This window comes from Enterobacter sp. GER_MD16_1505_Eko_090 (genome assembly GCF_003331015.1).
Classification (GTDB): domain Bacteria; phylum Pseudomonadota; class Gammaproteobacteria; order Enterobacterales; family Enterobacteriaceae; genus Enterobacter; species Enterobacter roggenkampii.
On record NZ_PUQF01000001.1, the window covers coordinates 386,595 to 412,271 of the forward strand.

The 25,677-nt window shown below is 56.2% G+C and carries 21 protein-coding genes; 17 read left to right on the forward strand and 4 right to left on the reverse strand.

From position 1 onward, the window contains the following. Nucleotides 1-5 precede the first annotated feature (5 nt). Nucleotides 6-1,685: a potassium-transporting ATPase subunit KdpA gene (gene kdpA / locus C6A40_RS01825; protein ID WP_023326917.1), complete on the reverse strand. Its 1,680-nt coding sequence runs from the start codon at nucleotides 1,683-1,685 to the stop codon at nucleotides 6-8. Beyond that, nucleotides 1,685-1,774, reverse strand: a complete 90-nt coding sequence (kdpF, locus tag C6A40_RS01830; protein ID WP_014069365.1) for a K(+)-transporting ATPase subunit F — start codon at nucleotides 1,772-1,774, stop codon at nucleotides 1,685-1,687. Before kdpF ends, kdpA begins: the two co-directional genes overlap by 1 nt. Before the next feature lie 309 nt (nucleotides 1,775-2,083). On the opposite strand from kdpF, the gene C6A40_RS01835 reads away from it, so the two are divergent. The 7 genes from C6A40_RS01835 to nei all read left to right on the forward strand — a co-directional run bounded on the left by C6A40_RS01835 (nucleotide 2,084) and on the right by nei (nucleotide 7,931). After that, nucleotides 2,084-2,290 (forward strand): YbfA family protein, encoded by a 207-nt coding sequence (locus C6A40_RS01835; RefSeq protein ID WP_008501079.1) that lies wholly within the window; start codon nucleotides 2,084-2,086, stop codon nucleotides 2,288-2,290. 340 nt (nucleotides 2,291-2,630) lie between these two features. After that, the gene (gene phrB, locus C6A40_RS01840) at nucleotides 2,631-4,043 is read left to right on the forward strand and encodes a deoxyribodipyrimidine photo-lyase (protein ID WP_045335487.1); all 1,413 of its coding nucleotides are present in this window, start codon (nucleotides 2,631-2,633) and stop codon (nucleotides 4,041-4,043) included. A 10-nt stretch (nucleotides 4,044-4,053) separates the two neighbouring features. After that, nucleotides 4,054-4,797, forward strand: a complete 744-nt coding sequence (locus tag C6A40_RS01845) for a type 2 GTP cyclohydrolase I (RefSeq protein WP_045335488.1) — start codon at nucleotides 4,054-4,056, stop codon at nucleotides 4,795-4,797. 14 nt (nucleotides 4,798-4,811) lie between these two features. Further along, nucleotides 4,812-5,468 carry a 5-oxoprolinase subunit PxpB gene (gene pxpB / locus C6A40_RS01850; protein ID WP_021241020.1) on the forward strand — a complete coding sequence of 219 codons (657 nt, stop codon included), beginning with the start codon at nucleotides 4,812-4,814 and terminating at the stop codon, nucleotides 5,466-5,468. After that, entirely contained in the window at nucleotides 5,462-6,394 is a 933-nt protein-coding gene (gene pxpC / locus C6A40_RS01855) for a 5-oxoprolinase subunit PxpC (RefSeq protein ID WP_021241019.1), read from the forward strand. The genes pxpB and pxpC overlap by 7 nt, the downstream gene beginning before the upstream one ends. Further along, complete coding sequence (gene pxpA / locus C6A40_RS01860; RefSeq protein ID WP_045335489.1) at nucleotides 6,381-7,121, forward strand: 5-oxoprolinase subunit PxpA; 741 nt, start codon at nucleotides 6,381-6,383, stop codon at nucleotides 7,119-7,121. Before pxpC ends, pxpA begins: the two co-directional genes overlap by 14 nt. Before the next feature lie 18 nt (nucleotides 7,122-7,139). Beyond that, nucleotides 7,140-7,931, forward strand: coding sequence for an endonuclease VIII (nei, locus tag C6A40_RS01865; RefSeq protein ID WP_045335490.1), 792 nt, complete (start codon nucleotides 7,140-7,142; stop codon nucleotides 7,929-7,931). An 85-nt stretch (nucleotides 7,932-8,016) separates the two neighbouring features. Here nei and C6A40_RS01870 read toward each other — a convergent pair whose 3' ends face one another. Continuing rightward, a complete protein-coding gene (locus C6A40_RS01870) occupies nucleotides 8,017-9,300 on the reverse strand; it encodes a citrate synthase (protein ID WP_008501086.1) in 1,284 nt (427 codons plus the stop codon). A gap of 639 nt (nucleotides 9,301-9,939) precedes the next feature. Between C6A40_RS01870 and sdhC the strand changes: the two genes are divergently transcribed. From sdhC to sucD, 8 genes are all read left to right on the forward strand, one after another. Further along, on the forward strand, nucleotides 9,940-10,344 hold the full coding sequence (gene sdhC, locus C6A40_RS01885; RefSeq protein WP_020684965.1) for a succinate dehydrogenase cytochrome b556 subunit: 405 nt from the start codon (nucleotides 9,940-9,942) through the stop codon (nucleotides 10,342-10,344). Beyond that, a complete protein-coding gene (gene sdhD, locus C6A40_RS01890) occupies nucleotides 10,338-10,685 on the forward strand; it encodes a succinate dehydrogenase membrane anchor subunit (protein ID WP_008501088.1) in 348 nt (115 codons plus the stop codon). Before sdhC ends, sdhD begins: the two co-directional genes overlap by 7 nt. Then, nucleotides 10,685-12,451 carry a succinate dehydrogenase flavoprotein subunit gene (gene sdhA, locus C6A40_RS01895; protein ID WP_008501089.1) on the forward strand — a complete coding sequence of 589 codons (1,767 nt, stop codon included), beginning with the start codon at nucleotides 10,685-10,687 and terminating at the stop codon, nucleotides 12,449-12,451. The genes sdhD and sdhA overlap by 1 nt, the downstream gene beginning before the upstream one ends. Before the next feature lie 15 nt (nucleotides 12,452-12,466). Next, complete coding sequence (gene sdhB / locus C6A40_RS01900) at nucleotides 12,467-13,183, forward strand: succinate dehydrogenase iron-sulfur subunit SdhB (protein ID WP_008501090.1); 717 nt, start codon at nucleotides 12,467-12,469, stop codon at nucleotides 13,181-13,183. 248 nt (nucleotides 13,184-13,431) lie between these two features. Further along, nucleotides 13,432-16,239: a 2-oxoglutarate dehydrogenase E1 component gene (sucA, locus tag C6A40_RS01905; protein WP_008501092.1), complete on the forward strand. Its 2,808-nt coding sequence runs from the start codon at nucleotides 13,432-13,434 to the stop codon at nucleotides 16,237-16,239. 14 nt (nucleotides 16,240-16,253) lie between these two features. Continuing rightward, nucleotides 16,254-17,474 carry a 2-oxoglutarate dehydrogenase complex dihydrolipoyllysine-residue succinyltransferase gene (odhB, locus tag C6A40_RS01910; RefSeq protein WP_008501093.1) on the forward strand — a complete coding sequence of 407 codons (1,221 nt, stop codon included), beginning with the start codon at nucleotides 16,254-16,256 and terminating at the stop codon, nucleotides 17,472-17,474. A 95-nt stretch (nucleotides 17,475-17,569) separates the two neighbouring features. Continuing rightward, entirely contained in the window at nucleotides 17,570-18,736 is a 1,167-nt protein-coding gene (sucC, locus tag C6A40_RS01915) for an ADP-forming succinate--CoA ligase subunit beta (RefSeq protein ID WP_006809579.1), read from the forward strand. Next, entirely contained in the window at nucleotides 18,736-19,605 is an 870-nt protein-coding gene (gene sucD, locus C6A40_RS01920) for a succinate--CoA ligase subunit alpha (protein WP_008501094.1), read from the forward strand. The genes sucC and sucD overlap by 1 nt, the downstream gene beginning before the upstream one ends. 83 nt (nucleotides 19,606-19,688) lie before the next feature. Here the strand turns inward: sucD and C6A40_RS01925 are convergent, their stop codons facing one another. After that, nucleotides 19,689-20,405 (reverse strand): GntR family transcriptional regulator, encoded by a 717-nt coding sequence (locus tag C6A40_RS01925; RefSeq protein WP_044596976.1) that lies wholly within the window; start codon nucleotides 20,403-20,405, stop codon nucleotides 19,689-19,691. 170 nt (nucleotides 20,406-20,575) lie between these two features. Between C6A40_RS01925 and mngA the strand changes: the two genes are divergently transcribed. Next, complete coding sequence (mngA, locus tag C6A40_RS01930; RefSeq protein WP_045335491.1) at nucleotides 20,576-22,492, forward strand: PTS 2-O-a-mannosyl-D-glycerate transporter subunit IIABC; 1,917 nt, start codon at nucleotides 20,576-20,578, stop codon at nucleotides 22,490-22,492. Nucleotides 22,493-22,515: 23 nt separating this feature from the next. After that, a complete protein-coding gene (mngB, locus tag C6A40_RS01935) occupies nucleotides 22,516-25,146 on the forward strand; it encodes a mannosylglycerate hydrolase (RefSeq protein ID WP_045335492.1) in 2,631 nt (876 codons plus the stop codon). The last annotated feature ends 531 nt before the right edge of the window (nucleotides 25,147-25,677 follow it).

Genomic DNA, 25,677 nt, shown 5'->3' on the forward strand with positions numbered 1-25,677 from the left:
CAAAATCAGCGTAAAGAGAGGTATTCCGCGACCGGGCCTAACGCGAGGGCGGGGATAAAGGTCAGGGCGCCGACCAGCAACACGGTGCCCGTCAGCAGGCCGATAAACAGTGCGCCGTGGGTCGGTAACGTTCCGGTGGTGGTCGGTTGGATTTTTTTGTTCACCAGCGATCCGGCTATCGCCATAACCGGCACAATGATCCCGAAGCGGCCCACGAACATGCAGAACGCCAGCAGACAGTTCCAGAATGGAGAGTTGGCGCTTAGGCCTGCAAAGGCGCTGCCGTTGTTGTTGGCGGCAGAGGAGACGGCATACAGCACTTCGCTAAAACCGTGAATGCCGGGGTTAAAGATGCCGCTGCGTCCGGCCTCGGTCATCAACGCCAGCGCGGTGCCGAGCAGCACGAGAGCCGGGGTGACCAGAATCGCCAGTGCGGTTAACTTCATCTCGCGAACGTCGATCTTTTTACCCAGATACTCCGGGGTGCGGCCAATCATCAGACCGGCAATAAACACCGCCAGCAGCACGAACAGCAGCATGCCGTAAAGACCGGAGCCCACGCCGCCAAACACCACCTCACCAATCTGCATCAGCCACATCGGGATCATGCCGCCCAGTGCCGTAAAGGAATCATGCATGGCATTGACGGCCCCGCACGACGCTGCCGTGGTGACCACCGCATACAGGCTGCTGGCGAGAATGCCAAAGCGGCTCTCTTTACCTTCCATGTTGATTGCGCTATCTGCACCCAGTGAGAGGAAGTGCGGATTACCCTGCCATTCGGCCCACATCACCAGCGCAACACAGACCACAAAGATCAGCGACATGGTCCAGAGCAGGGTACGCCCCTGACGGCGATCGTTGACCACGTCGCCAAAGGCAAAGCAGAGCGCGGCGGGGATCAGGAAAATCGCCAGCATCTGCACAAAATTGGTCAGGGCGGTCGGGTTTTCAAACGGATGCGAGGAGTTGGCGTTGAAGAAGCCGCCGCCGTTCGTCCCGAGCATTTTGATGGCTTCCTGCGACGCCACTGGCCCCATCGGCAGGAGCTGTTTTGCACCTTCCAGCGAGGTATAAGGTGCGTAAGGCAGCAGGTTTTGCAGGCTGCCCTGCTGAATGAAGAACAGCGCGATCAGCAGCGCAATCGGCAGCAGGATCCACAGCGTAATGCGCGTCAGGTCTACCCATGCGTTACCTAACGTACTCACTTTCTGACGTGCAAACGCACGCGTCAGCGCGAAGATCACCGCAATACCGCTGGCGGCAGAGAGGAAGTTCTGCACGGTTAATCCGACCATCTGGCTGAAGTAGCTGAGCGTGGTTTCACCGGAATAGGACTGCCAGTTGGTGTTGGTGACAAAACTGACCGCCGTGTTTAGCGCGAGATGCCAGGACAGGCCCGGTAACTGTTGCGGATTCAAAGGCAGGACACCCTGCAACATCAGCATGGCAAAAAGCGCAATGAGTCCGACAATGTTCAGCAGCAGAATAGCGATCAGATAGTCACGCCAGTTCATCTCCCGATCGTCTATACCCAGTACGCGCCAGATCCCTTTTTCAACGCTTCCCGTGCCGGGCAGGGGAACGTTATTGATCAGCCGTGCCAGCCCCGAGCCCAGTGGCCTTGCCAGGACGAACAACACCACTAAGAAACTGGCAATAAGCAAAAACGCCTGAGCAGCCATCAGAATGCCTCCGCATTAATCAGGGCATAAACCAGATAACCCAATAACAGGAACACCAGCACGATGCCGGCAATAAGACCTGCACTCACAATCCACCTCCGGGTGACTTTTGTTGTTGTGCTAACGGTAGGATTTATGGCGCAAAGATTTCGCAAAAATGAGAAGGGCGGGTGTAAAAAAAGTATAAAAATGGCAAAGCCCACAATTTAACTATTGATAAGTAAATCGTTAACTTTTTTGTAACTTAATTACGGCGTGAATGTAAATTTTGGCTAAACGGACGAAAATAAGTGGTCGGATGAGTAGTAAAATTACAAACAAAGCGATATTATTTTAGCCAGGTCACAGATTTTGAATTTTCCGGATGACGTTTCCGGCCAACTATAGGGGAGAAAAATATGGATCTTTATAAAGAGTTTCCGGCTCATATCGTGTTCATGCGCCGCGCTTTCGCCGTAGTGGCTGGCGTGCTGGCTCTGCCGGTGATGCTGTTCTGGAAAGATCGTGCACGTTTTTATAGCTATCTGCACCGCGTCTGGGCGAAAACCAGCGAGAAGCCGGTGTGGATGGATCAGGCCGAGAAAGCGACCTGCGATTTTTACTGATACTAAGACGACACCCAGAAAAAAACGCCGGGGGAGCGATAGCCCCTCGTCAGGGTTTACAGGCACATAATAGTCGTCTTTCTTGCCGGGTGACGCTGCGCTTACCCGGCAAACACAGGGCAAAGAGATCAATGCATTGCATGTTTCATTGTAGGCCCTTGCAAGCGTAGCGACGCCGGGCGAAATGCACAGCATGCACCTTGTCATCAGTCTGTAAGGCCGCCTTGGGCGGCCTTTTTTATTTCATCCCGTCTACACTTCATGGCAAAGTAGTTCAATGCATGCTTTTTCCTTTTACGGCATGCCCTTATGGACATAATGGACAATAGCCTGGAGTTTTATGCCCACCCATCTGGTTTGGTTTCGCGCGGACCTGCGCGTACATGACAACTTCGCACTCGCGGCAGCCTGCCGTTCCGATGACGCCAGCGTGCTGGCGCTGTTTATCGCTACGCCCGAACAGTGGCAGCAGCATGATATGGCCCCGCGGCAGGCGGCTTACCTCAAATCGCATCTGAACGATCTGCAACACTCACTTGCTGAAAAAGGTATCCCGCTGATCTACAAAGAGGTCAGTGACTTTGCCGCGCAGCTTAAGATGTTGCGGGAGGTATGTCAGCAGAACGGCGTCACGCATCTTTTTTATAACTACCAGTACGAGCTGAACGAACGGCTGCGGGATCGCCAACTGGAGAACATTCTGGGCGAGGTGGTTTGTGAAGGATTTGATGACAGCGTAATGCTGGCACCGGGCAGCGTCATGACCGGCGGCCATGAAATGTATAAAGTGTTCACGCCGTTTAAAAATGCTTTTGTTAAGCGTCTGAAAGAGGCGCTGCCGGAGTGCGTACCCGCACCCGCAGCCAGAGGGGAAGCTATAACCACGCTGCCTGAATTAACGTTTAACTATCCCCAACAGACATTCGATGAGCTTCTGTTCCCCGCAAACGAGAAGGCAGCAATTGCGAAGCTGCGCCAGTTTTGCAAACAGGGCGCGGGAGAGTACGATGCGCGCAGGGATTTCCCGGCGATTGAAGGGACAAGCCGCTTATCGGCAAGCCTGGCGCTGGGCGTACTCTCTCCTCGCCAGTGTTTACATCGTCTTCTGGCCGAGCAGCCGCAGGCGATGGACGGTGGGGCGGGTTCGGTGTGGCTGAACGAACTCATCTGGCGTGAATTCTATCGCCATCTGATGACGTATCATCCCGATCTCTGTAAGCATCGTCCGTTCATCCCCTGGACCGACAACGTAAAATGGCAGCACGATGAGGCACGTTTACAGGCCTGGCAAAAAGGGGAAACGGGCTATCCGATTGTTGATGCCGCCATGCGCCAGCTGAATGAAACCGGGTGGATGCACAACCGCCTGCGAATGATTACCGCCAGCTTTCTGGTGAAGGATCTGCTTATCGACTGGCGTATCGGAGAGCGCTATTTTATCTCTCAGCTGATCGACGGCGATCTCGCTGCGAATAACGGCGGCTGGCAGTGGGCGGCCTCTACCGGCACCGATGCGGCTCCCTATTTCAGGATTTTTAATCCGACCACTCAGGGGCAAAAATTTGATGCCAACGGCGACTTTATCCGCCGCTGGTTGCCCGCGCTCAGGAACGTTCCTGCGAAAGCGATCCACGACCCGTGGGCATGGGCGGATAAACAGGGCGTAAAGCTCGATTATCCCCGCCCGATTGTTGACCATAAACAGGCGCGCACCGCCACGCTGGCGGCGTACGAAGCCGCCCGAAAAGTTTGAGAGCATAAAGATGAAAAACAGTGAACTGGAACGCCTGATTAACGAAAAACTCAATACCGCCTCCTTTAGCGACTATGGCCCAAATGGCCTGCAGATAGAAGGGCGCGAAACGGTGCAGAAAATTATCACCGGCGTCACGGCAAGCCAGGCGCTGCTGGACGAGGCTGTCCGTCAGGAAGCCGATGCGGTGATTGTCCATCACGGCTACTTCTGGAAAAACGAATCACCGATTATTCGCGGCATGAAGCGCAACCGCCTGAAAACGTTGCTGGCAAATGACATCAACCTGTACGGTTACCACCTGCCGCTGGACGCACACCCGGAACTGGGCAACAACGTTCAGCTTGCGCAGCTGTTGGGGATAACCGTAATGGGCGAAATCGAGCCGCTGGTGCCGTGGGGCGAGCTGGCGATGCCGGTTCCCGGACTGGAGCTGGCCTCGTGGATTGAAGCGCGCCTGGGGCGTCGCCCGCTGTGGTGCGGCGATACGGGCGCGGACCTGGTAAAACGCGTTGCCTGGTGCACCGGGGGCGGGCAGGGCTTTATCGACAGCGCCGCGCGCTTCGGTGTTGATGCCTTTATCACCGGCGAGGTTTCCGAGCAGACCATTCACTCGGCGCGTGAACAGGGGCTGCATTTCTACGCGGCCGGCCATCATGCCACCGAGCGCGGCGGCATTCGGGCCCTCAGCGAGTGGCTGACGGAAAATACCGATCTGGATGTAACCTTTATTGATATCCCTAATCCGGCCTGATGAGAGGTGCCTGAGTGCAGCGAGCGCGTTGTTATCTTCTGGGAGAAACGGCAGTGGTTCTGGAGCTCGAGCCGCCGGTGACCCTTGCCACGCAAAAGCGTATCTGGCGGCTAACCCAGCGTCTGGTCGATCTGCCGGACGTGGTTGAAGCCATTCCGGGGATGAATAACATCACGGTGGTGCTGCGTAGTCCGCATACGCTGGCGCTGGATGCCATCGAGCGTTTACAGCGCTGGTGGGAAGAGAGCGAGGCGCTGGAGCCGGAATCGCGTGCCATTGAGATCCCGGTCGTTTATGGCGGTACGGGGGGACCGGATCTTGGTGTAGTCGCAGACCATTGCGGGCTCACCGAAAAGCAGGTGGTTGAACTGCACAGTTCGGTGGATTACGTCGTCTGGTTCCTGGGATTCCAGCCCGGATTCCCGTATCTGGGGGGATTATCTCCCCGGCTGCATACGCCGCGCCGCGCTGAACCGCGCCTGAGCGTACCGGCGGGGACGGTCGCGATTGGTGGCGAGCAGACCGGCGTCTATCCGCTGGCTTCGCCCGGTGGTTGGCAGCTTATTGGGCATACCGCCACCCCGTTATTTGACCCCGCGCTGGCGTCGCCAATACTCCTGCGCCCGGGCGACACCCTTCGCTTTATCCCGCAGAAGGAGGGGGTATGTTAACGCTTATTCGCGCCGGGCTTTACACCTCCGTACAGGATGCCGGGCGCTTTGGCATGCGCCAGTCCGGCGTGAGCTATTGTGGCGCGCTGGACCGTCCAGCGCTGGAAATCGCTAACGTGCTGGTGGGCAACCCCGGCAGCACGGCGGCGCTCGAAATTACGCTCGGCCAGTGTGTCATTGAGTTTGGTCAGGAGACCTGGTTCGCACTTACCGGCGCAGGCTGTGATGCCACGCTGGACGGCAAAGCGGTGTGGACCGGCTGGCGTCTGCGGGCGAAAGCCGGGCAGCGTCTGACCTTAAAACGTCCTCTGCACGGCGTGCGTAGCTATCTCGCGGTGGCTGGCGGCATTGATGTGCCTGAGGTGCTGGGCTCATCCAGTACCGATCAGAAAGCCGGGATAGGCGGTCACGAAGGACGTCTGTTGCGCGACGGCGATCGCCTGGCGATTAAGCCCTCTTCGCGTCACTTCTCGACGGCTCAGGGGGTGAAACAACTTCTCTGGGGAAACCAGATCCGCGCCTTACCGGGGCCGGAATATCATGAGTTCGACGAGGCCTCAAAAGAGTCTTTCTGGCGCGCGCCGTGGAAGCTTAGTCCGCAGAGTAACCGAATGGGCTATCGTCTGCAGGGGCAGCCGCTGATCCGGACCACCGACCGGGAACTGCTCTCCCACGGTTTGTTGCCCGGCGTGATTCAGGTTCCAGGCAACGGGCAACCGATCGTCTTAATGAACGACGCGCAGACGACGGGGGGCTATCCGCGAATTGCCTGCATTATTGAAGCCGATCGCTACCATCTGGCGCAAATTCCCCTCGGACAGCCGATTCACTTCGTGCAGTGTTCGCTGGAGGAGGCGCTAAAGGCGCGGCAGGATCAGCAGCGCTATCTCGAACAGCTGGCGTGGAGGCTCGATGGTAAAGATTGATTTAAACGCCGATCTGGGCGAGGGCGGCAGCGCCGACGCGGCGCTAATGACGCTGGTCTCTTCGGTCAATATTGCCTGCGGCTTTCACGCGGGCGATGCGCAAACCATGCTGGAGAGCGTGCGTCATGCCATCAAAAATGGCGTGGCGATTGGCGCTCACCCGAGCTTCCCTGACCGGGAGAACTTTGGTCGCACCGCGATGGACCTGCCGCCTGAGACGGTCTACGCGCAGGTGCTCTACCAGACTGGCGCGCTGGAGGCGATGGTTCGCGCCGGGAAGGGCGTACTGCGTCACGTGAAGCCGCACGGTATGCTCTATAACCAGGCGGCAAAAGACCCGGTGCTGGCGGCGGCGATTGCCCGTGCGGTGCGGGACTGTAATCCGCAGCTGATTCTGGTCGGCCTGGCGGGCAGTGAGCTTATTCGTGCCGGAGAACGGCTGGGGCTGACCACGCGGCAGGAGGTGTTTGCCGATCGGGGATACATGCCGGACGGCAGTCTGGTTCCGCGCACGCAAGCCGGTGCGCTGATTACCGATGAAGCGAAAGCGCTGGCGCAGACGCTGGAGATGGTGCGCTACGGGCGAGTGACCGCCGTGGATGACACAACGGCGCACGTTCAGGCTGATACGGTATGTTTACACGGCGATGGCGAGCATGCGCTCCAGTTCGCGCGCCGCCTGCGGGCCGCGTTCGCTGAAGAGGGCATTCTTGTCAGCGCAGATTAATCATAAAAGGACAGAAAAATGCCAGAAGGCCCGGAGATCCGCCGCGCGGCGGATAGCCTCGAGGCGGCGATAAAGGGCAAACCGCTGACGGAGGTCTGGTTTGCTTTTCCTCAACTGAAACCGTTTGAATCACAGCTGGTAGGGCAGTCGGTAACGCATATTGAAACGCGCGGCAAAGCGTTGCTCACGCACTTTTCCCATAACCTGACGTTATATAGCCATAACCAGCTTTACGGCGTGTGGCGCGTGGTGGAGGCGGGTGAACAGCCGCAAACGACCCGCGTGCTGCGCGTCAGGCTGCAAACGGCGGATAAGGCGATCCTGCTCTATAGCGCCTCTGATATCGAAATGTTAACGCCTGAGCAGTTGCTCACGCACCCGTTCTTACAGCGGGTTGGGCCGGACGTGCTGGATATGCGCCTGACGGCGAGCGATGTGAAGGCCCGGCTGCTATCTACCGCATTCCGCAACCGGCAGTTTTCCGGCCTGTTCCTTGACCAGGCCTTTCTCGCCGGGCTTGGCAACTACCTGCGGGTGGAGATCCTCTGGGAAGTCGGGCTGGCACCGCAGCACAAAGCTTCTCAGCTGAGCGATGAACAGCTGGAGGCGCTGTCCCACGCGCTGCTGGACATCCCGCGGCTGTCGTACAACACGCGTGGCATCGTAGATGAAAACAAGCACCACGGGGCGCTGTTCCGGTTCAAGGTGTTTCATCGGGCGGGGAAGAAGTGCGAGCGGTGCGGCGGGATTATCGACAGGATTATGCTCTCTTCGAGACCCTTTTACTGGTGTCCACATTGTCAAAAATAAAAAAGCCGGGTGGCGGCTACGCCTTACCCGGCCTACGTTTCGCATTTGTAGGCCCGGTAAGCGGTAGCGCCACCGGGCTTAACTTTTAGCGCTTCAGGTCAGACTTAAAATCACGCTGCTCGTAGCCGGTATACAGCTGACGAGGACGGGCGATCTTCATGCCTTCGCTGTGCATTTCGTTCCAGTGCGCAATCCAGCCTACGGTACGCGCCATGGCGAAGATCACGGTGAACATGGAAGACGGAATGCCCATCGCTTTCAGAATAATGCCAGAGTAGAAATCGACGTTCGGGTAGAGTTTCTTCTCGATGAAGTACGGGTCGTTCAGCGCGATGTGTTCCAGCTCCATCGCCACTTCCAGCAGGTCATCTTTGGTACCCAGCTCTTTCAGCACTTCGTGGCAGGTTTCACGCATCACGGTGGCGCGCGGGTCATAGTTTTTGTAAACACGGTGACCGAAGCCCATCAGGCGGAAGGAGTCATTCTTGTCTTTCGCGCGACGCACGAACTCAGGAATGTGCTCAACGGTGCTGATCTCTTCCAGCATCTTCAGCGCCGCTTCGTTCGCGCCGCCGTGCGCCGGTCCCCACAGGGAGGCAATGCCCGCAGCGATACAGGCGAACGGGTTCGCGCCTGAAGAGCCTGCGGTACGAACGGTTGAGGTCGAGGCGTTCTGTTCGTGGTCAGCATGCAGGATCAGAATACGGTCCATCGCGCGTTCCAGAACCGGGTTCACTTCGTACTCTTCGCACGGCGTGGAGAACATCATGCGCAGGAAGTTGCCCGCGTAGGAGAGGTCGTTACGCGGATACACAAACGGCTGGCCGATGGAGTATTTGTAACACATCGCCGCCATGGTAGGCATTTTGGACAGCAGACGGTAAGCGGCGATTTCACGGTGACGTGGGTTATTCACGTCAAGGGAGTCGTGGTAGAACGCTGCCAGCGCACCGGTAATACCGCACATCACCGCCATTGGGTGAGAGTCACGACGGAACGCATGGAACAGACGGGTAATCTGCTCATGGATCATGGTGTGACGGGTCACGGTGGTTTTAAATTCATCGAACTGGGCCTGCGTCGGTTTTTCGCCGTTCAGCAGGATGTAGCACACTTCCAGATAGTTGGATTCGGTGGCTAACTGATCGATAGGGAAGCCGCGATGGAGCAGGATACCTTCGTCACCGTCGATAAAGGTGATTTTGGATTCGCAAGATGCGGTAGAGGTAAATCCAGGGTCAAAGGTGAATACCCCTTTGGAACCCAGCGTACGGATATCAATAACATCCTGACCGAGCGTGCCTTTTAGCACATCCAGTTCAATAGCAGTGTCACCATTTAGGGTGAGCGTTGCCTTTGTATCAGCCATTTACGGTCTCCTTAGCGCCTTATGCTTAAGACTGCGCTTTACCGGATTTGCTTTCAGCTGTTAATCACCGTTACCAGATTGTTATTTGGCTTACCGCTCAGCTCACGAGGACAAACCAGGGTACAGAGCTATGGCGCCTTGCAGGTAAACGAATGAAATATCAGTGAAACAACAGCAAATCAGCGTTTTTGCAGTCCGAATTATTCAAACCTGTATATCACTAATAACTGTCCTGATAACTTCGGTCAATACCATCACACTGTTACATAACTATTTGTCAGGTGAAAGAGAGACCTCATAACTTTTGCGCATTATATGCCTTTTCTGATGACGTTTGTAACAATATTGTTTAACATTTGTCAAATCAGATGATTAAAAATTAAAAAGATGTTGTTATCGTGACCCTGATCACTGTTCCAGAGAAAACCCGACAAACTGTATGTAGGTTAATTGTAATGATTTTGTGAACGGCCTATACTGCCGCCAGGTCTCCGGAACACCCTGCAATCCCGAGCCACCCAGCGTTGTAATGTGTCGTTTAAGCATCTGGAAGCACTGTTTTGCATGACGCGCAGTTATAGAAAAGGAACGCTGTCTGACCCGCATCGCAGTCCGGAGGAAGGAAACAATAAGAACAGCATGTGGGCGTTATTCATGATAAGAAATGTGAAAAAACAAAGACCTGTCAATCTGGATCTCAAAACGATCCGGTTCCCCGTAACAGCAATAGCGTCCATTCTGCACCGTGTTTCTGGTGTGATTACGTTTGTGGCGGTCGGTATTCTGCTGTGGTTACTGGGCACCAGCCTCTCTTCCCCTGAAGGATTCCTCCAGGCCTCTGCCATCATGAACAGCTTCTTCGTGAAATTCATCATGTGGGGCATTCTGACCGCGCTGGCGTACCACGTTGTGGTGGGTGTTCGCCATATGCTGATGGACTTTGGCTACCTGGAAGAGACCTTCGAAGCCGGGAAACGCTCCGCTAACATTTCATTTGTGATTACAGTCGTGCTTTCACTTCTCGCAGGAGTTCTCGTATGGTAAGCAACGCCTCCGCATTAGGACGCAATGGCGTACATGACTTCATTCTGGTCCGTGCTACCGCCATCGTTCTCACCCTCTACATCATCTATATGATCGGTTTCTTCGCGACCAGCGGCACGCTGACGTGGGAAATCTGGAGTGGGTTCTTCGGATCCGCCTTCACCAAAGTGTTCACCCTGCTGGCCCTTTTCTCCATCCTTATTCATGCCTGGATTGGCATGTGGCAGGTGTTGACCGATTACGTTAAACCGCTGGCGATTCGCCTTCCACTGCAGCTGGCCATTGTGGTTGCACTGGTGGTTTACGTTATTTATGGATTCGTTGTGGTGTGGGGTGTGTAATGAAACTGCCAGTCAGAGAATTTGATGCTGTTGTGATTGGTGCCGGTGGCGCAGGTATGCGTGCCGCACTGCAAATTTCCCAGAGTGGCCAGAGCTGTGCGCTGCTCTCTAAAGTCTTCCCAACCCGTTCCCATACTGTGTCTGCGCAGGGCGGTATTACCGTTGCGCTGGGTAACTCCCATGAAGATAACTGGGAATGGCACATGTATGACACGGTAAAAGGTTCCGATTACATCGGCGACCAGGATGCCATCGAATATATGTGTAAAACTGGCCCGGAAGCGATTCTGGAGCTGGACCACATGGGTCTGCCGTTCTCCCGTCTGGAAAATGGCACCATCTATCAGCGTCCGTTTGGCGGCCAGTCGAAAAACTTCGGCGGCGAGCAGGCGGCACGCACCGCGGCGGCGGCTGACCGTACCGGTCACGCGCTGCTGCACACCCTGTATCAGCAGAACCTGAAAAACCACACCACCATCTTCTCCGAATGGTATGCGCTGGATCTGGTGAAAAACGCCGATGGCGCCATCGTTGGTTGTACCGCGCTGTGCATCGAAACCGGTGAAGTGGTCTACTTCAAAGCCCGCGCAACCGTGCTGGCGACCGGCGGTGCAGGCCGTATTTACCAGTCCACCACCAACGCCCACATCAACACCGGTGACGGTGTCGGTATGGCTATCCGCGCGGGCGTGCCGGTGCAGGATATGGAGATGTGGCAGTTCCACCCAACCGGCATCGCCGGTGCAGGCGTGCTGGTAACAGAAGGCTGCCGTGGTGAAGGTGGCTACCTGCTGAATAAACACGGCGAGCGCTTCATGGAGCGTTATGCCCCGAATGCGAAAGACCTGGCGGGTCGTGACGTGGTGGCGCGTTCCATCATGATCGAAATTCGTGAAGGCCGCGGCTGTGACGGCCCTTGGGGTCCACACGCGAAGCTGAAGCTCGACCACCTGGGTAAAGAAGTGCTGGAGTCCCGTCTGCCGGGCATTCTGGAACTGTCCCGCACCTTCGCGCACGTCGATCCGGTGAAAGAGCCGATTCCGGTTATCCCAACCTGCCACTACATGATGGGCGGTATTCCGACCAAAGTGACCGGTCAGGCGCTGACCGTGAACGAGCAGGGCGAAGACGTGGTCATTCCTGGCCTGTTCGCGGTGGGCGAAATTGCCTGCGTATCCGTACACGGCGCAAACCGTCTGGGCGGCAACTCGCTGCTGGATCTGGTGGTGTTTGGTCGCGCAGTGGGTCTGCATCTGCAGGAATCCATTGCCGAGCAGGGCGCGCTGCGTGACGCGACCGACGACGAAATTGATGCCTCTCTTGAGCGCCTCAACCGCTGGAACGGCAACCGTAACGGCGAAGATCCGGTGGAAATCCGTAAAGCGCTGCAGGAGTGCATGCAGCACAACTTCTCGGTATTCCGCGAAGGCGACGCGATGGCCAAAGGTCTTGAGCAGCTGAAAGCGATCCGCGAGCGTCTGAAAAATGCCCGTCTGGACGACACCTCCAGCGAGTTCAACACCCAGCGCGTTGAGTGCCTGGAGCTGGATAACCTGATGGAAACCGCGTTCGCGACCGCGATGTCGGCAAACTTCCGTACCGAAAGCCGTGGCGCGCATAGCCGCTTCGACTTCCCGGAGCGTGATGACGAAAACTGGCTGTGCCATTCCCTGTATCTGCCAGAGTCGGAAACCATGACGCGTCGTAGCGTCAACATGGAACCGAAACTGCGTCCGGCGTTCCCGCCGAAGATTCGTACTTACTAATGCGGAGACAGGATAATGAAACTCGAATTCTCAGTTTATCGTTATAACCCGGATGTTGATGACGCTCCGCGCATGCAGGACTACACCCTGGAAGCGGAAGAAGGTCGCGACATGATGCTGCTGGATGCCTTAATCCAGCTGAAAGAAAAAGATCCAACCCTGTCGTTCCGTCGCTCCTGCCGTGAAGGGGTGTGTGGTTCTGACGGTGTGAACATGAACGGCAAAAATGGCCTGGCCTGCATCACGCCAATTTCAGCGTTGCAGCGTCCTGGTCAGAAAATTGTTATCCGTCCTCTGCCAGGCCTGCCGGTCGTGCGTGATTTGGTGGTAGACATGGGGCAATTCTATGCACAATATGAGAAGATTAAGCCTTACTTATTGAATAATGGGCAAAATCCACCGGCTCGTGAGCACTTACAGTCTCCTGAGCAGCGTGAAAAACTCGATGGTCTGTACGAGTGTATTCTCTGCGCATGCTGTTCTACGTCCTGCCCGTCGTTCTGGTGGAACCCGGACAAGTTTATCGGCCCGGCCGGTCTGCTGGCTGCCTATCGTTTCCTGATCGATAGCCGCGACACCGAAACCGACAGCCGTCTGGAAGGACTGAGTGACGCTTTCAGCGTATTCCGCTGCCATAGCATCATGAACTGCGTCAGTGTGTGTCCGAAGGGGCTGAACCCGACGCGCGCCATCGGCCATATTAAGTCGATGCTGCTGCAGCGCAGTGCGTAAGTGACGTTGCCGGATGGCGCTGCGCTTACCCGGCCTACGAAACTGTAGGCCCGGTAAGCGTAGCGCCACCGGGCAAAATGCAGAAACCTTTAAAAACTGCCCTGTACTACCCTGAAGTCCAGACAGTTTCTAAAGGTTCCTTCGCGGGCCAAATGAAAAGAGCTCGCAGGTGAACCCCGGCACGTACACGTGGTGTGCGTGGTAGTTTCTACGGCGAAAGTAAGCATAAAAATGCTTAAGGGATCACGATGCAGAACGGCGCAATGAAAGCCTGGCTGGACTCTTCTTACCTCTCTGGTGCCAACCAGAGCTGGATAGAACAGCTCTATGAAGACTTCTTAACCGATCCTGACTCAGTGGACGCAAACTGGCGTTCCATGTTCCAGCAGTTGCCTGGTACAGGGGTCAAACCGGATCAATTCCATTCCAAAACACGTGATTATTTCCGTCGTCTGGCGAAGGATGCCTCACGTTACTCTTCTGCGATTTCCGACCCTGACACCAATGCGAAGCAGGTTAAAGTCCTGCAGCTTATCAACGCTTATCGCTTCCGTGGTCACCAGCATGCGAATCTCGATCCGCTGGGACTGTGGAAACAAGACCGTGTGGCCGATCTCGATCCGGCGTATCACGATCTGACCGAGGCCGATTTCCAGGAAAGCTTTAACGTAGGTTCCTTTGCCATCGGCAAAGACACGATGAAGCTGGGCGATCTGATTGATGCGCTCAAGCAAACCTACTGCGGCTCCATCGGCGCGGAATACATGCACATTACCTCTACCGAAGAGAAGCGCTGGATCCAGCAGCGCATCGAATCCGTAGCGGGCCACGCGACCTTCTCGGCTGACGAGAAAAAACGCTTCCTCAGCGAACTGACCGCAGCGGAAGGCCTTGAGCGCTATCTGGGCGCGAAGTTCCCGGGCGCAAAACGCTTCTCGCTGGAAGGCGGCGACGCCCTGGTGCCGATGCTGAAAGAGCTGATTCGTCACGCAGGCAAGAGCGGCACCCGTGAAGTGGTGCTGGGCATGGCACACCGTGGTCGACTGAACGTACTGGTCAACGTGCTGGGTAAAAAACCGCAGGACCTGTTCGACGAATTCGCGGGCAAACATAAAGAACACCTCGGCACCGGCGACGTGAAGTACCACATGGGCTTCTCGTCTGATATCGAAACCGAAGGCGGTCTGGTTCACCTGGCGCTGGCGTTTAACCCGTCGCACCTCGAGATCGTCAGCCCGGTGGTTATCGGTTCCGTGCGCGCGCGTCTGGATCGTCTGGACGAGCCGAGCAGCAACAAAGTTCTGCCAATCACCATCCACGGTGATGCGGCGGTGACAGGGCAGGGCGTGGTGCAGGAAACCCTGAACATGTCCAAAGCGCGTGGTTACGAAGTGGGCGGTACCGTTCGCATCGTGATCAACAACCAGGTGGGCTTCACCACCTCTAACCCGCTTGACGCACGTTCTACCCCGTACTGCACCGACATCGGTAAGATGGTTCAGGCGCCGATCTTCCACGTTAACGCGGATGACCCGGAAGCCGTGGCTTTCGTGACCCGCCTGGCGCTGGACTTCCGTAATACCTTCAAACGCGATGTGTTCATTGACCTCTTCTGCTACCGCCGTCACGGCCACAACGAAGCGGATGAGCCAAGTGCAACCCAGCCGCTGATGTACCAGAAAATCAAAAAACACCCGACGCCGCGCAAAATCTATGCTGACAAGCTGGAAAGCGACAAAGTGGCGACGCTGGAAGATGCGACCGAAATGGTCAACCTCTACCGCGACGCGCTGGACGCGGGTGAATGCGTAGTGAAAGAGCTGCGCCCGATGAACATGCACTCCTTTACCTGGTCGCCGTACCTCAACCACGAGTGGGATGAGAGCTACCCGAACAAGGTGGAGATGAAGCGCCTGCAGGAGCTGGCTAAACGCATCAGCACCGTGCCGGACGCTATCGAGATGCAGTCTCGCGTGGCGAAAATTTATGCTGACCGTCAGGCCATGGCGGCAGGCGAGAAGCTGTTCGACTGGGGCGGCGCGGAAACGCTGGCTTACGCGACGCTGGTTGACGAAGGCATTCCTGTTCGTCTGTCCGGTGAAGATGCGGGCCGTGGCACCTTCTTCCACCGTCACGCGGTGGTTCACAACCAGTCTAACGGTTCAACCTACACCCCGCTGCAGCACGTGCACAACGGTCAGGGCCAGTTCAAGGTCTGGGACTCCGTACTGTCTGAAGAAGCGGTACTGGCTTTCGAATACGGTTACGCCACGGCAGAACCGCGCACCCTGACCATCTGGGAAGCGCAGTTCGGTGACTTCGCCAACGGTGCGCAGGTGGTTATCGACCAGTTCATCTCATCCGGCGAACAGAAATGGGGCCGTATGTGTGGCCTGGTGATGCTGCTGCCGCACGGCTATGAAGGCCAGGGTCCGGAGCACTCCTCCGCGCGTCTGGAACGTTATCTGCAGCTCTGCGCCGAGCAGAACATGCAGGTTTGCGTGCCGTCGACCCCTGCTCAGGTTTACCACATGCTGCGTCGTCAGGCGCTGCGCGGTATGCGTCGTCCGCTGGTGGTCATGTCGCCGAAATCCCTGCTGCGTCACCCGCTGGCGGTGTCCAGCCTGGAAGAGCTGGCCAACGGTACCTTCCTGCCAGCCATCGGTGAAATTGACGAGCTGGATCCACAGGCCGTGAAGCGTGTGGTGATGTGTTCTGGTAAGGTTTATTACGACCTGCTGGAACAGCGCCGTAAGAACGATCAGAAAGATGTCGCCATCGTGCGTATCGAACAGCTTTATCCGTTCCCGCACCAGGCGGTGCAGGAAGCGCTGAAACCGTACGCTCACGTTCATGATTTTGTCTGGTGCCAGGAAGAGCCGCTCAACCAGGGCGCATGGTACTGCAGCCAGCATCATTTCCGTGAAGTGATTCCATTTGGGTCAGCCCTGCGCTATGCAGGTCGCCCGGCCTCCGCCTCTCCGGCGGTAGGGTATATGTCCGTTCACCAGAAGCAGCAACAAGATCTGGTCAATGACGCGCTGAACGTCGATTAATTAAAGGATACATAATGAGTAGCGTAGATATTCTTGTTCCCGACCTGCCTGAATCTGTAGCAGATGCGACCGTCGCTACCTGGCACAAAAAACCAGGCGATGCCGTTAAGCGCGATGAAGTGCTGGTAGAAATCGAAACTGACAAAGTGGTACTGGAAGTACCGGCTTCGGCGGATGGCGTTCTGGACGCGGTGCTGGAAGATGAAGGCACCACCGTCACCTCTCGTCAGATCCTGGGTCGCCTGCGTGAAGGCAACAGCGCGGGCAAAGAGTCCAGCGCGAAATCTGAAGAGAAAGCCTCTACGCCAGCGCAGCGCCAGCAGGCCTCTCTGGAAGAGCAGTCTAATGACGCCCTCAGCCCGGCGATCCGTCGCCTGCTGGCGGAACACAGCCTTGACCCGGCAGCCATTAAAGGCACCGGTGTGGGCGGTCGTCTGACCCGTGAAGACATCGACAAGCATCTGGCGAAAGCGCCTGCTCAGGCGGAAGCGAAAGCCCCTGCGGCAGCACCGGCAGCACAGCCTGCTCTGGGTGCCCGCAGCGAAAAACGCGTGCCAATGACCCGCCTGCGCAAGCGCGTGGCCGAGCGTCTGCTGGAAGCGAAAAACTCTACCGCGATGCTGACTACCTTCAACGAAGTGAACATGAAGCCAATCATGGACCTGCGTAAGCAGTACGGTGACGCGTTCGAAAAACGTCACGGTATCCGTCTGGGCTTTATGTCCTTCTACGTGAAGGCGGTGGTTGAAGCGCTGAAACGCTACCCGGAAGTGAACGCGTCCATTGATGGCGATGACGTGGTTTACCACAACTACTTCGACGTCAGCATGGCGGTTTCTACCCCACGTGGCCTGGTGACCCCGGTTCTGCGTGATGTGGATACCCTGGGTATGGCCGACATCGAGAAAAACATTAAAGAGCTGGCTGTGAAAGGCCGCGACGGCAAGCTGACCGTAGACGACCTGACCGGCGGTAACTTCACCATTACCAACGGCGGCGTCTTCGGATCGCTGATGTCTACCCCGATCATTAACCCGCCGCAGAGCGCGATCCTGGGTATGCATGCCATCAAAGATCGTCCTATGGCGGTAGACGGTAAAGTTGAGATCCTGCCGATGATGTACCTGGCGCTCTCTTACGACCACCGCCTGATCGACGGCCGCGAGTCCGTGGGCTTCCTGGTAGCCATTAAAGAGCTGCTCGAAGATCCAACGCGTCTGCTGCTGGACGTCTAGTCACGATTTAGCATCACCTGCCCCGTAGACCGGCACACGCTGCGCCGGTCTACAGGTTTGAAGATAACGATTACCCTGAAGGATGGATAGAACACATGAACTTACATGAATATCAGGCCAAACAGCTGTTTGCCCGGTATGGCTTACCGGCTCCGGTGGGTTATGCCTGTACTACCCCGCGTGAAGCAGAAGAAGCCGCATCTAAAATCGGTTCCGGCCCGTGGGTAGTTAAGTGTCAGGTTCACGCTGGTGGCCGTGGTAAAGCGGGCGGTGTGAAGGTTGTTAAGAGCAAAGAAGAGATTCGTGCGTTTGCTGAACATTGGCTCGGCAAGCGTCTGGTAACCTACCAGACAGATGCGAACGGCCAGCCGGTTAACCAGATCCTGGTTGAAGCGGCAACCGACATCGCGAAAGAGCTGTACCTGGGCGCGGTGGTTGACCGTAGCTCCCGTCGCGTGGTGTTCATGGCATCTACCGAAGGCGGCGTGGAAATCGAAAAAGTGGCGGAAGAGACCCCGCACCTGATCCACAAAGTGGCTATCGATCCGCTGGCAGGCCCAATGCCTTACCAGGGTCGCGAGCTGGCGTTCAAACTGGGTCTGGAAGGCAAGCTGGTTCAGCAGTTCACCAAGATTTTCATGGGCCTGGCGACCATTTTCCTGGAGCGAGATCTGGCGCTGATCGAGATCAACCCGCTGGTGATCACGACCCAGGGCGATCTGATCTGCCTCGACGGCAAGCTGGGCGCTGACGGCAACGCGCTGTTCCGCCAGCCGGATCTGCGCGAAATGCGCGACCAGTCTCAGGAAGACCCGCGTGAAGCACAGGCTGCTCAGTGGGAGCTGAACTACGTGGCGCTGGACGGTAACATCGGCTGCATGGTTAACGGTGCGGGCCTGGCGATGGGCACCATGGACATCGTTAAGCTGCACGGCGGCGAGCCAGCGAACTTCCTCGACGTGGGCGGTGGCGCAACCAAAGAGCGCGTAACCGAAGCGTTCAAAATCATTCTCTCCGACGACAACGTGAAGGCCGTTCTGGTTAACATCTTCGGCGGCATCGTCCGTTGCGACCTGATCGCCGACGGTATCATCGGTGCGGTAGAAGAAGTGGGTGTTAACGTTCCGGTGGTTGTGCGTCTGGAAGGTAACAACGCTGAACTCGGCGCGAAAAAACTGGCTGACAGCGGCCTGAATATTATTGCAGCGAAAAGTCTGACGGATGCAGCTCAGCAGGTTGTTGCCGCAGTGGAGGGGAAATAATGTCAGTTTTAATTAATAAAGATACCAAGGTTATCTGCCAGGGCTTCACCGGTAGCCAGGGGACTTTCCACTCCGAACAGGCGATTGCCTACGGCACGCAGATGGTTGGCGGCGTAACGCCAGGTAAAGGCGGCACCACCCACCTGGGCCTGCCGGTGTTCAACACCGTGCGTGAAGCCGTAGAAGCGACGGGCGCAACCGCGACCGTGATCTACGTTCCGGCGCCGTTCTGCAAAGACTCTATTCTGGAAGCGATCGACGCAGGCATCAAACTGATCATCACCATCACCGAAGGCATCCCGACGCTGGATATGCTGACCGTGAAGGTGAAGCTGGATGAAGCTGGCGTGCGTATGATCGGCCCGAACTGCCCAGGCGTTATCACCCCGGGCGAATGCAAAATCGGCATCATGCCGGGCCACATTCACAAGCCGGGTAAAGTGGGCATCGTGTCCCGTTCCGGTACCCTGACCTATGAAGCGGTTAAGCAGACCACCGACTACGGTTTCGGCCAGTCCACCTGCGTGGGCATCGGCGGTGACCCAATCCCGGGTTCTAACTTCATCGACATCCTGAAGCTGTTCCAGGAAGATCCACAGACCGAAGCGATCGTGATGATCGGTGAGATCGGTGGTAGCGCGGAAGAAGAAGCGGCTGCTTACATCAAAGAACACGTGACCAAGCCAGTTGTGGGCTACATCGCGGGTGTGACCGCGCCGAAAGGCAAGCGTATGGGTCACGCAGGCGCGATCATCGCCGGTGGTAAAGGTACGGCTGATGAGAAATTCGCAGCGCTGGAAGCCGCAGGCGTGAAGACCGTTCGCAGCCTGGCGGATATCGGCGAAGCACTGAAATCCATCATTAAGTAAGTCCTCTCTGCTCCCCGAAAGGGGGGCGTTGCAGTATAAAAATGTCCGTTTCGACATGGTTGGCCGCTGTAAAGCGGCCTTTTTTATTGCCTGCGTCTGGCGACTAGCGTGAACTTGTAATCGTCCGTATTGAACACGTTGCGGCTGTATTCAAATACCCGTCCGTCCTTCAGAAACCCGCGGGAGACTTTTTCCAGGATCGGCTTTGTCGGATCGAGCGACAGCGCGGCGATCGCCTCCTCTGAAGGCATGATCGGCACCAGCTCCTGCTCGCTGCGATCGATAACCAGCTTTTTGATCTGCTCAACGTAGTGGTATTTCGAATTCTCCATCACTTCCCAGGTGAGGTCGGGGAACAGGGCCAGCGGCATCCACGTTTCTTCCAGATTTACCGGTTTTTGTTTGATAAAGCGGACGCGTTTGACGTGCCAGACTTTATCGTCATGAGAGAGATTCAGCTTTTCGGCAAGTTTTGCATCGGCTTTCAGCACTTCGAAAATGCTCACCTCACTGTGGGTATCCACGTTCCGGTCCGCCAGTTTTTCGTAAAACCCGGTGAGCTGGTAAATATCGTAATTGACGCGCTCTTCTTTTACGTAGGTGCCGCTGCCCTGAATGCTCTCGACGATCTGCTCTTCCGTAAGCAGCTTCAGCGCCTGTCTCACCGTGACGCGACTCACGTTGAATGCCTCCTGAAGGCTGGATTCCGTCGGTAACGCATCGCCAGGCTTTAACTCTCCCGCACTGATTTTTTCGCGAAGCGCATCGGCTATTTGCCGGTACATCGGTTTGTTACCCATCGAATCTGCCTTTCTAATACCTTTTCATGGAATTATGCCTCCCACTTAAAATTTGTAAATAATACAACTTAAATACAAATTTGCGTTATTAGTGAAAATGATCACATAAATGTATTGTATGACCTGCCAAAATTGCCGCCAGACAATAACAACGTATGTGTGAGGATCTTATGAACCTGACGACTCTGACCCACACCAGTGCTGTCTGCGTGCAGGCACACTATGCCAGCCGTGATGAGGCCATCCGCCAGCTTACAATGCGGCTGGTGGCGCTGGGCAAAATTACCGATGGCGATGCATTTCTGGCGGAGGTCTACCGCCGCGAATCTCAGGGGCCGACCGCGCTGGGTGAAGGGCTGGCTGTCCCGCATGGTAAATCGAGCGCGGTGAACGAAGCGGCTTTTGCGGTTGCTACGCTGCGCGAACCGCTGGAGTGGGAGGGGGTGGACAGCCCTGAACGCGTAGAGCTGATCGTCCTGCTTGCCATCCCGCCAGCTGAAGCGGGATCCACGCATATCCAGGTGCTGACGGCGCTGACGTCTCGCCTGGCCGATGATGTCCTCCGGGAACGCGTTATGGCTGCAGCGACGGCGGAGGATCTGCTTGATGCGCTGAACGGTGTCTCGAAGGAAGACGAGGCTGATACGCCGGTGAATGCACCAACCGTCGTCTGTGTCACTGCCTGTCCGGCGGGGATCGCGCATACCTATATGGCCGCAGAGTACCTGGAAAAAGCGGGACGTAAGCTCGGCGTCAACGTGGTGGTCGAAAAGCAGGGGGCGAATGGTATAGAAGGGCGCATTACTGCCCAGCAGTTGCTGGAGGCGAAAGCGTGTATTTTTGCCGCAGAAGTGGCGATCAAAGAGAGCGAGCGCTTTCAGGGGATCCCCGCCATTTCCGTGCCCGTTGCGGAACCCCTGCGTCATGCTGAAGCGTTGATTGAGCGCGCGCTGGCGCTAAAGCCTTCTACCGATGCGCGCCATGCGCAGGCCGATACCGAAACGAAAAAGCGCGTTAAAACTGAACTCAAGCAGGCGCTTCTCAGCGGCATCTCTTTTGCGGTGCCGCTGATCGTCGCCGGCGGTACGGTGCTGGCCGTATCGGTACTGCTGGCGCAAATCCTTGGCCTGCAGCACCTGTTTGACCAGGAAAACTCGTGGCTGTGGATGTACCGCAAGCTTGGCGGCGGCATGCTCGGCATTTTGATGGTGCCTGTCCTGTCGGCCTACACCGCCTACTCGCTGGCGGATAAACCCGCGCTGACGCCGGGCTTTGCGGCCGGTCTGGCTGCCAACATGATCGGCTCCGGTTTTCTCGGCGCTATCGTCGGTGGGCTGATCGCGGGCTATCTGATGCGCTGGGTGAAAAACCACATCCGGCTCAGTAGCCGCTACAACGGCTTTCTGACTTTTTATCTCTATCCGGTGATTGGCGTGCTGGGCGCGGGCAGCCTGATGCTGTTTGTGATTGGCGAACCGGTGGCCTGGCTCAATAACACGCTCACCGTCTGGCTTAACGGTCTGTCCGGCGCGAATGCGCTGCTTCTGGGGGCAATCCTCGGGTTTATGTGCTCATTCGATTTGGGTGGCCCGGTCAACAAAGCCTCTTACGCGTTCTGCCTGGGGGCGATGGCGAACGGGGTATACGGTCCCTATGCCATCTTTGCTTCCGTCAAAATGGTCTCAGCCTTCACCGTCACGGCGTCAACGATGCTGGCACCGAAGCTGTTTAAGTCGTTTGAAATTGAAACCGGTAAATCGACCTGGCTGCTCGGCCTCGCGGGCATTACCGAAGGGGCGATTCCGATGGCGATTGAAGATCCGCTTCGCGTCATTGGCTCATTTGTACTCGGATCCATGGTGACGGGCGCGGCTGTCGGTGCGATGGGGATCGGGTTGTCTACGCCGGGGGCCGGGATTTTCTCTCTCTTTTTACTTCACGATGCCGGGTTGGGCGGTGTGGTTGCCGCGGCGGGCTGGTTTGGCGCGGCGCTGGTGGGTACCGCTATCTCCACCCTGGTTCTGCTGCTCTGGCGACGCCAGGCGGTAAAAAAGGGCAACTACGTCACTGAAGACGCCTTATCGTAAAAACGCACAAACAGGAAACGAAGATGAAAGCTGTATCTCGCGTTCATATCACGCCGCATATGCACTGGGACCGTGAGTGGTACTTCACCACCGAAGAGTCGCGTATTCTTCTGGTCAATAATATGGAAGAAATCCTGACCCGGCTGGAGCAGGATGATGAGTACAAATACTATGTTCTCGATGGACAGACGGCTGTTCTGGAGGATTATTTTGCCGTTGTGCCCGAAAACCGCTCTCGCGTGAAGGCGCTTGTCGAGCGCGGAAAGCTGATTATCGGCCCCTGGTATACCCAGACCGATACCACGATCGTGAGCGGCGAGTCGATTGTCCGCAACCTGATGTACGGCATCCGGGATTGTATGGCCTTCGGCGAGCCGATGAAGATCGGCTATCTGCCGGATTCGTTTGGCATGTCCGGCCAGCTTCCGCATATCTATAACGGGTTTGGCATTACCCGCACGATGTTCTGGCGCGGTTGTTCTGAACGCCACGGGACCGATAAAACCGAATTTCTCTGGCAGAGCCAGGACGGCAGTGAAGTGACGGCACAGGTGCTGCCGCTGGGCTACGCGATTGGTAAGTACTTACCGGAGGACGAAGCGGGGCTGCGAAAACGGCTCGACAGCTATTTCGAGGTTCTGGAAAAGGCGTCCGTCACCAAAGCGATTTTGCTGCCCAACGGACACGACCAGATGCCGCTGCAGCAGAACATTTTCGCGGTGATGGAGAAGCTGCGTGAAATCTATCCGCAGCGTCAATTTGTGATGAGCCGGTTTGAGGAGGTCTTTGATCGCATCGACGCGCACCGCGACGATCTGGCGACCTTAAAAGGTGAGTTTATCGACGGGAAATACATGCGCGTGCACCGGACCATCGGCTCCACGCGCATGGATATCAAAATCGCCCATGCGCGTATTGAGAACAAAATTGTCAACATCCTCGAGCCGCTGGCGACGCTTGCCTGGACGCTGGGCTTCGACTACCACCACGGCCTGCTGGAGAAGATGTGGAAAGAGATCCTCAAAAACCACGCTCACGACAGCATCGGCTGCTGCTGCAGCGACAAGGTGCATCGCGAGATTGTCTCCCGCTTCGAGCTGGCTGAGGACATGGCAGATAACCTGGCGCGTTTCTATATGCGCAAGATTGTCGACAACATGCCGCAAAGCGATGCCGATAAGCTGGTGATGTTCAACCTGATGCCCTGGCCGCGTGAAGAGGTGATGAACACCACGATTCGACTGCGCGCCAGCCAGTTCCGTCTGCGGGATGACAAAGGCAACGAGATCCCGTATTTCGTCCGCAGCGCGCGCGAGCTCGACCCGGGCCTCATTGACCGACAGATTGTTCACTACGGCAATTACGAACCGTTTATGGAGTTTGATATTCAGCTCAGCCAGATATTGCCGTCGATGGGCTACCGTACGCTGTTTATCGAACCTAACGTGGCCGGGAAGGCGCTCTCTCCGGGGGAAAATACCGCCTCCCTACTTGAAAACGCCTTCTGGCAGATTGACGTAAATGACGACGGTTCGCTGCGCCTGCGCGACAAAGAAACCGGGCTTATTTATGACCGCGTGCTGGAAATCGAAGAGAGCTCGGATGATGGCGATGAGTACGACTACTCGCCTTCGCGGGAAGAGTGGAGACTCACTTCCGCGCAGGGCGAGCATGAATTTGAGGTTACGCATGAAGGCTGGCAGAGCAGGGCAGTTATCCGCCATCGAATCGCCGTTCCGGCGAACCTGGCGGAACGCGCGGCGCGCCAGCGAAACGGCTACCTCGACGCTGAATTTGAAATTACGCTAAGCCGCAACAGCAGACGCATTGACGTGGCGGTGCGCCTGGATAATCAGGCCGACGACCACCGCGTTCGCGTGCTCATCCCAACGCCGTTTGCGACCCGGGAGGTGTTAGCGGATACGCAGTTTGGCACGATCTCTCGTCCGGTGCAGGACGCGGCGATGCAAAACTGGCAGGAGGAGGGGTGGAAAGAAGCGCCGGTTCCCGTCTGGAATTTACTCAACTACGCCGTCCTGCAGGAAAAACGAAACGGGCTTGCGCTATTTACCGAGGGGCTGCGTGAATTTGAAGTCGTGGGCGATGAACAAAAGGCATTTGCTCTGACCTTGCTGCGCGGCGTGGGGGTACTCGGCAAAGAAGATCTGCTCCTGCGCCCCGGCAGACCATCCGGTATCAAAATGCCGGTCCCGGACGCTCAGGTGCGTGGTCCGCTAAGCTGCCGCTTTAGCCTCTTCAGCTTCAGCGGCACGCCGGAAAACGCGGGTGTCGCGCAGCAGGCTCAATCGTGGTTAACGCCGGTGCAGTGTTATAACAAGATCCCCTGGGATGCAATGAAGCTGAATCGCGCGTCGTTGACCACGCCGGAAAGTTACAGCCTGTTAGCGCTTTCGCCAACGGGATGCGTACTCAGTGCGATCAAAAAAGCGGAAGATCGTGATGAGCTCATTCTTCGTCTGTTCAACCCTTCACAGTCCAGTGCATGTGACGCGACGCTATCCGTCAATCCGGCGGTGAAGCGGTGCTGCGAAACGGACATGAATGAACGGCAGATGGACCACGGTGAAGACGAAGGGATTGTCGGGGCGTTCAGACCGGGACAGTCGCGAACCTTTAGCCTTCTTCTTGCCTGAGAACCGCTGATATCATTAAAAGGCTGCACTGTTTGCGGCCTTTTTCATTAAATAGTCACGCCGCGGTGTTAAGTTATGGGGTGGCAAAAGTAAAATAAATGTAATTGCGAAGGGTTGCATAAATGCCGTGGAAAAATAACCCGGCCCGACTATGCTTTATTGTTTGCTGCGCATCGAAATGAGGCTTTTGTTTCGCGTTAATTAAAATCACTACTGTTTATATTTTTTTTCGTCTTCGATAACCAATCACATCTTTACATGCACATATCATTAACATGGTTTTTACCATTCTCACCACGATTAAACATAGTTAACATCAAGGTTTGTTTTTGATTTAAATCAAAGTTTAATCCTTGGAAAAAGGTGCTGAAAAGCGCTAAATTGTTCCCGATCAAAATGGCCGAAAAGTGGTAATTTTGCTATAAATTGATCACCGTCGAAAAACGTAAATGTGATTCAATAAAAACCTGTTTATTGTAAGGGTTTTGCAGCGTATTATATTTGCGGTATCAATTTGAGTTTTTTATTAAC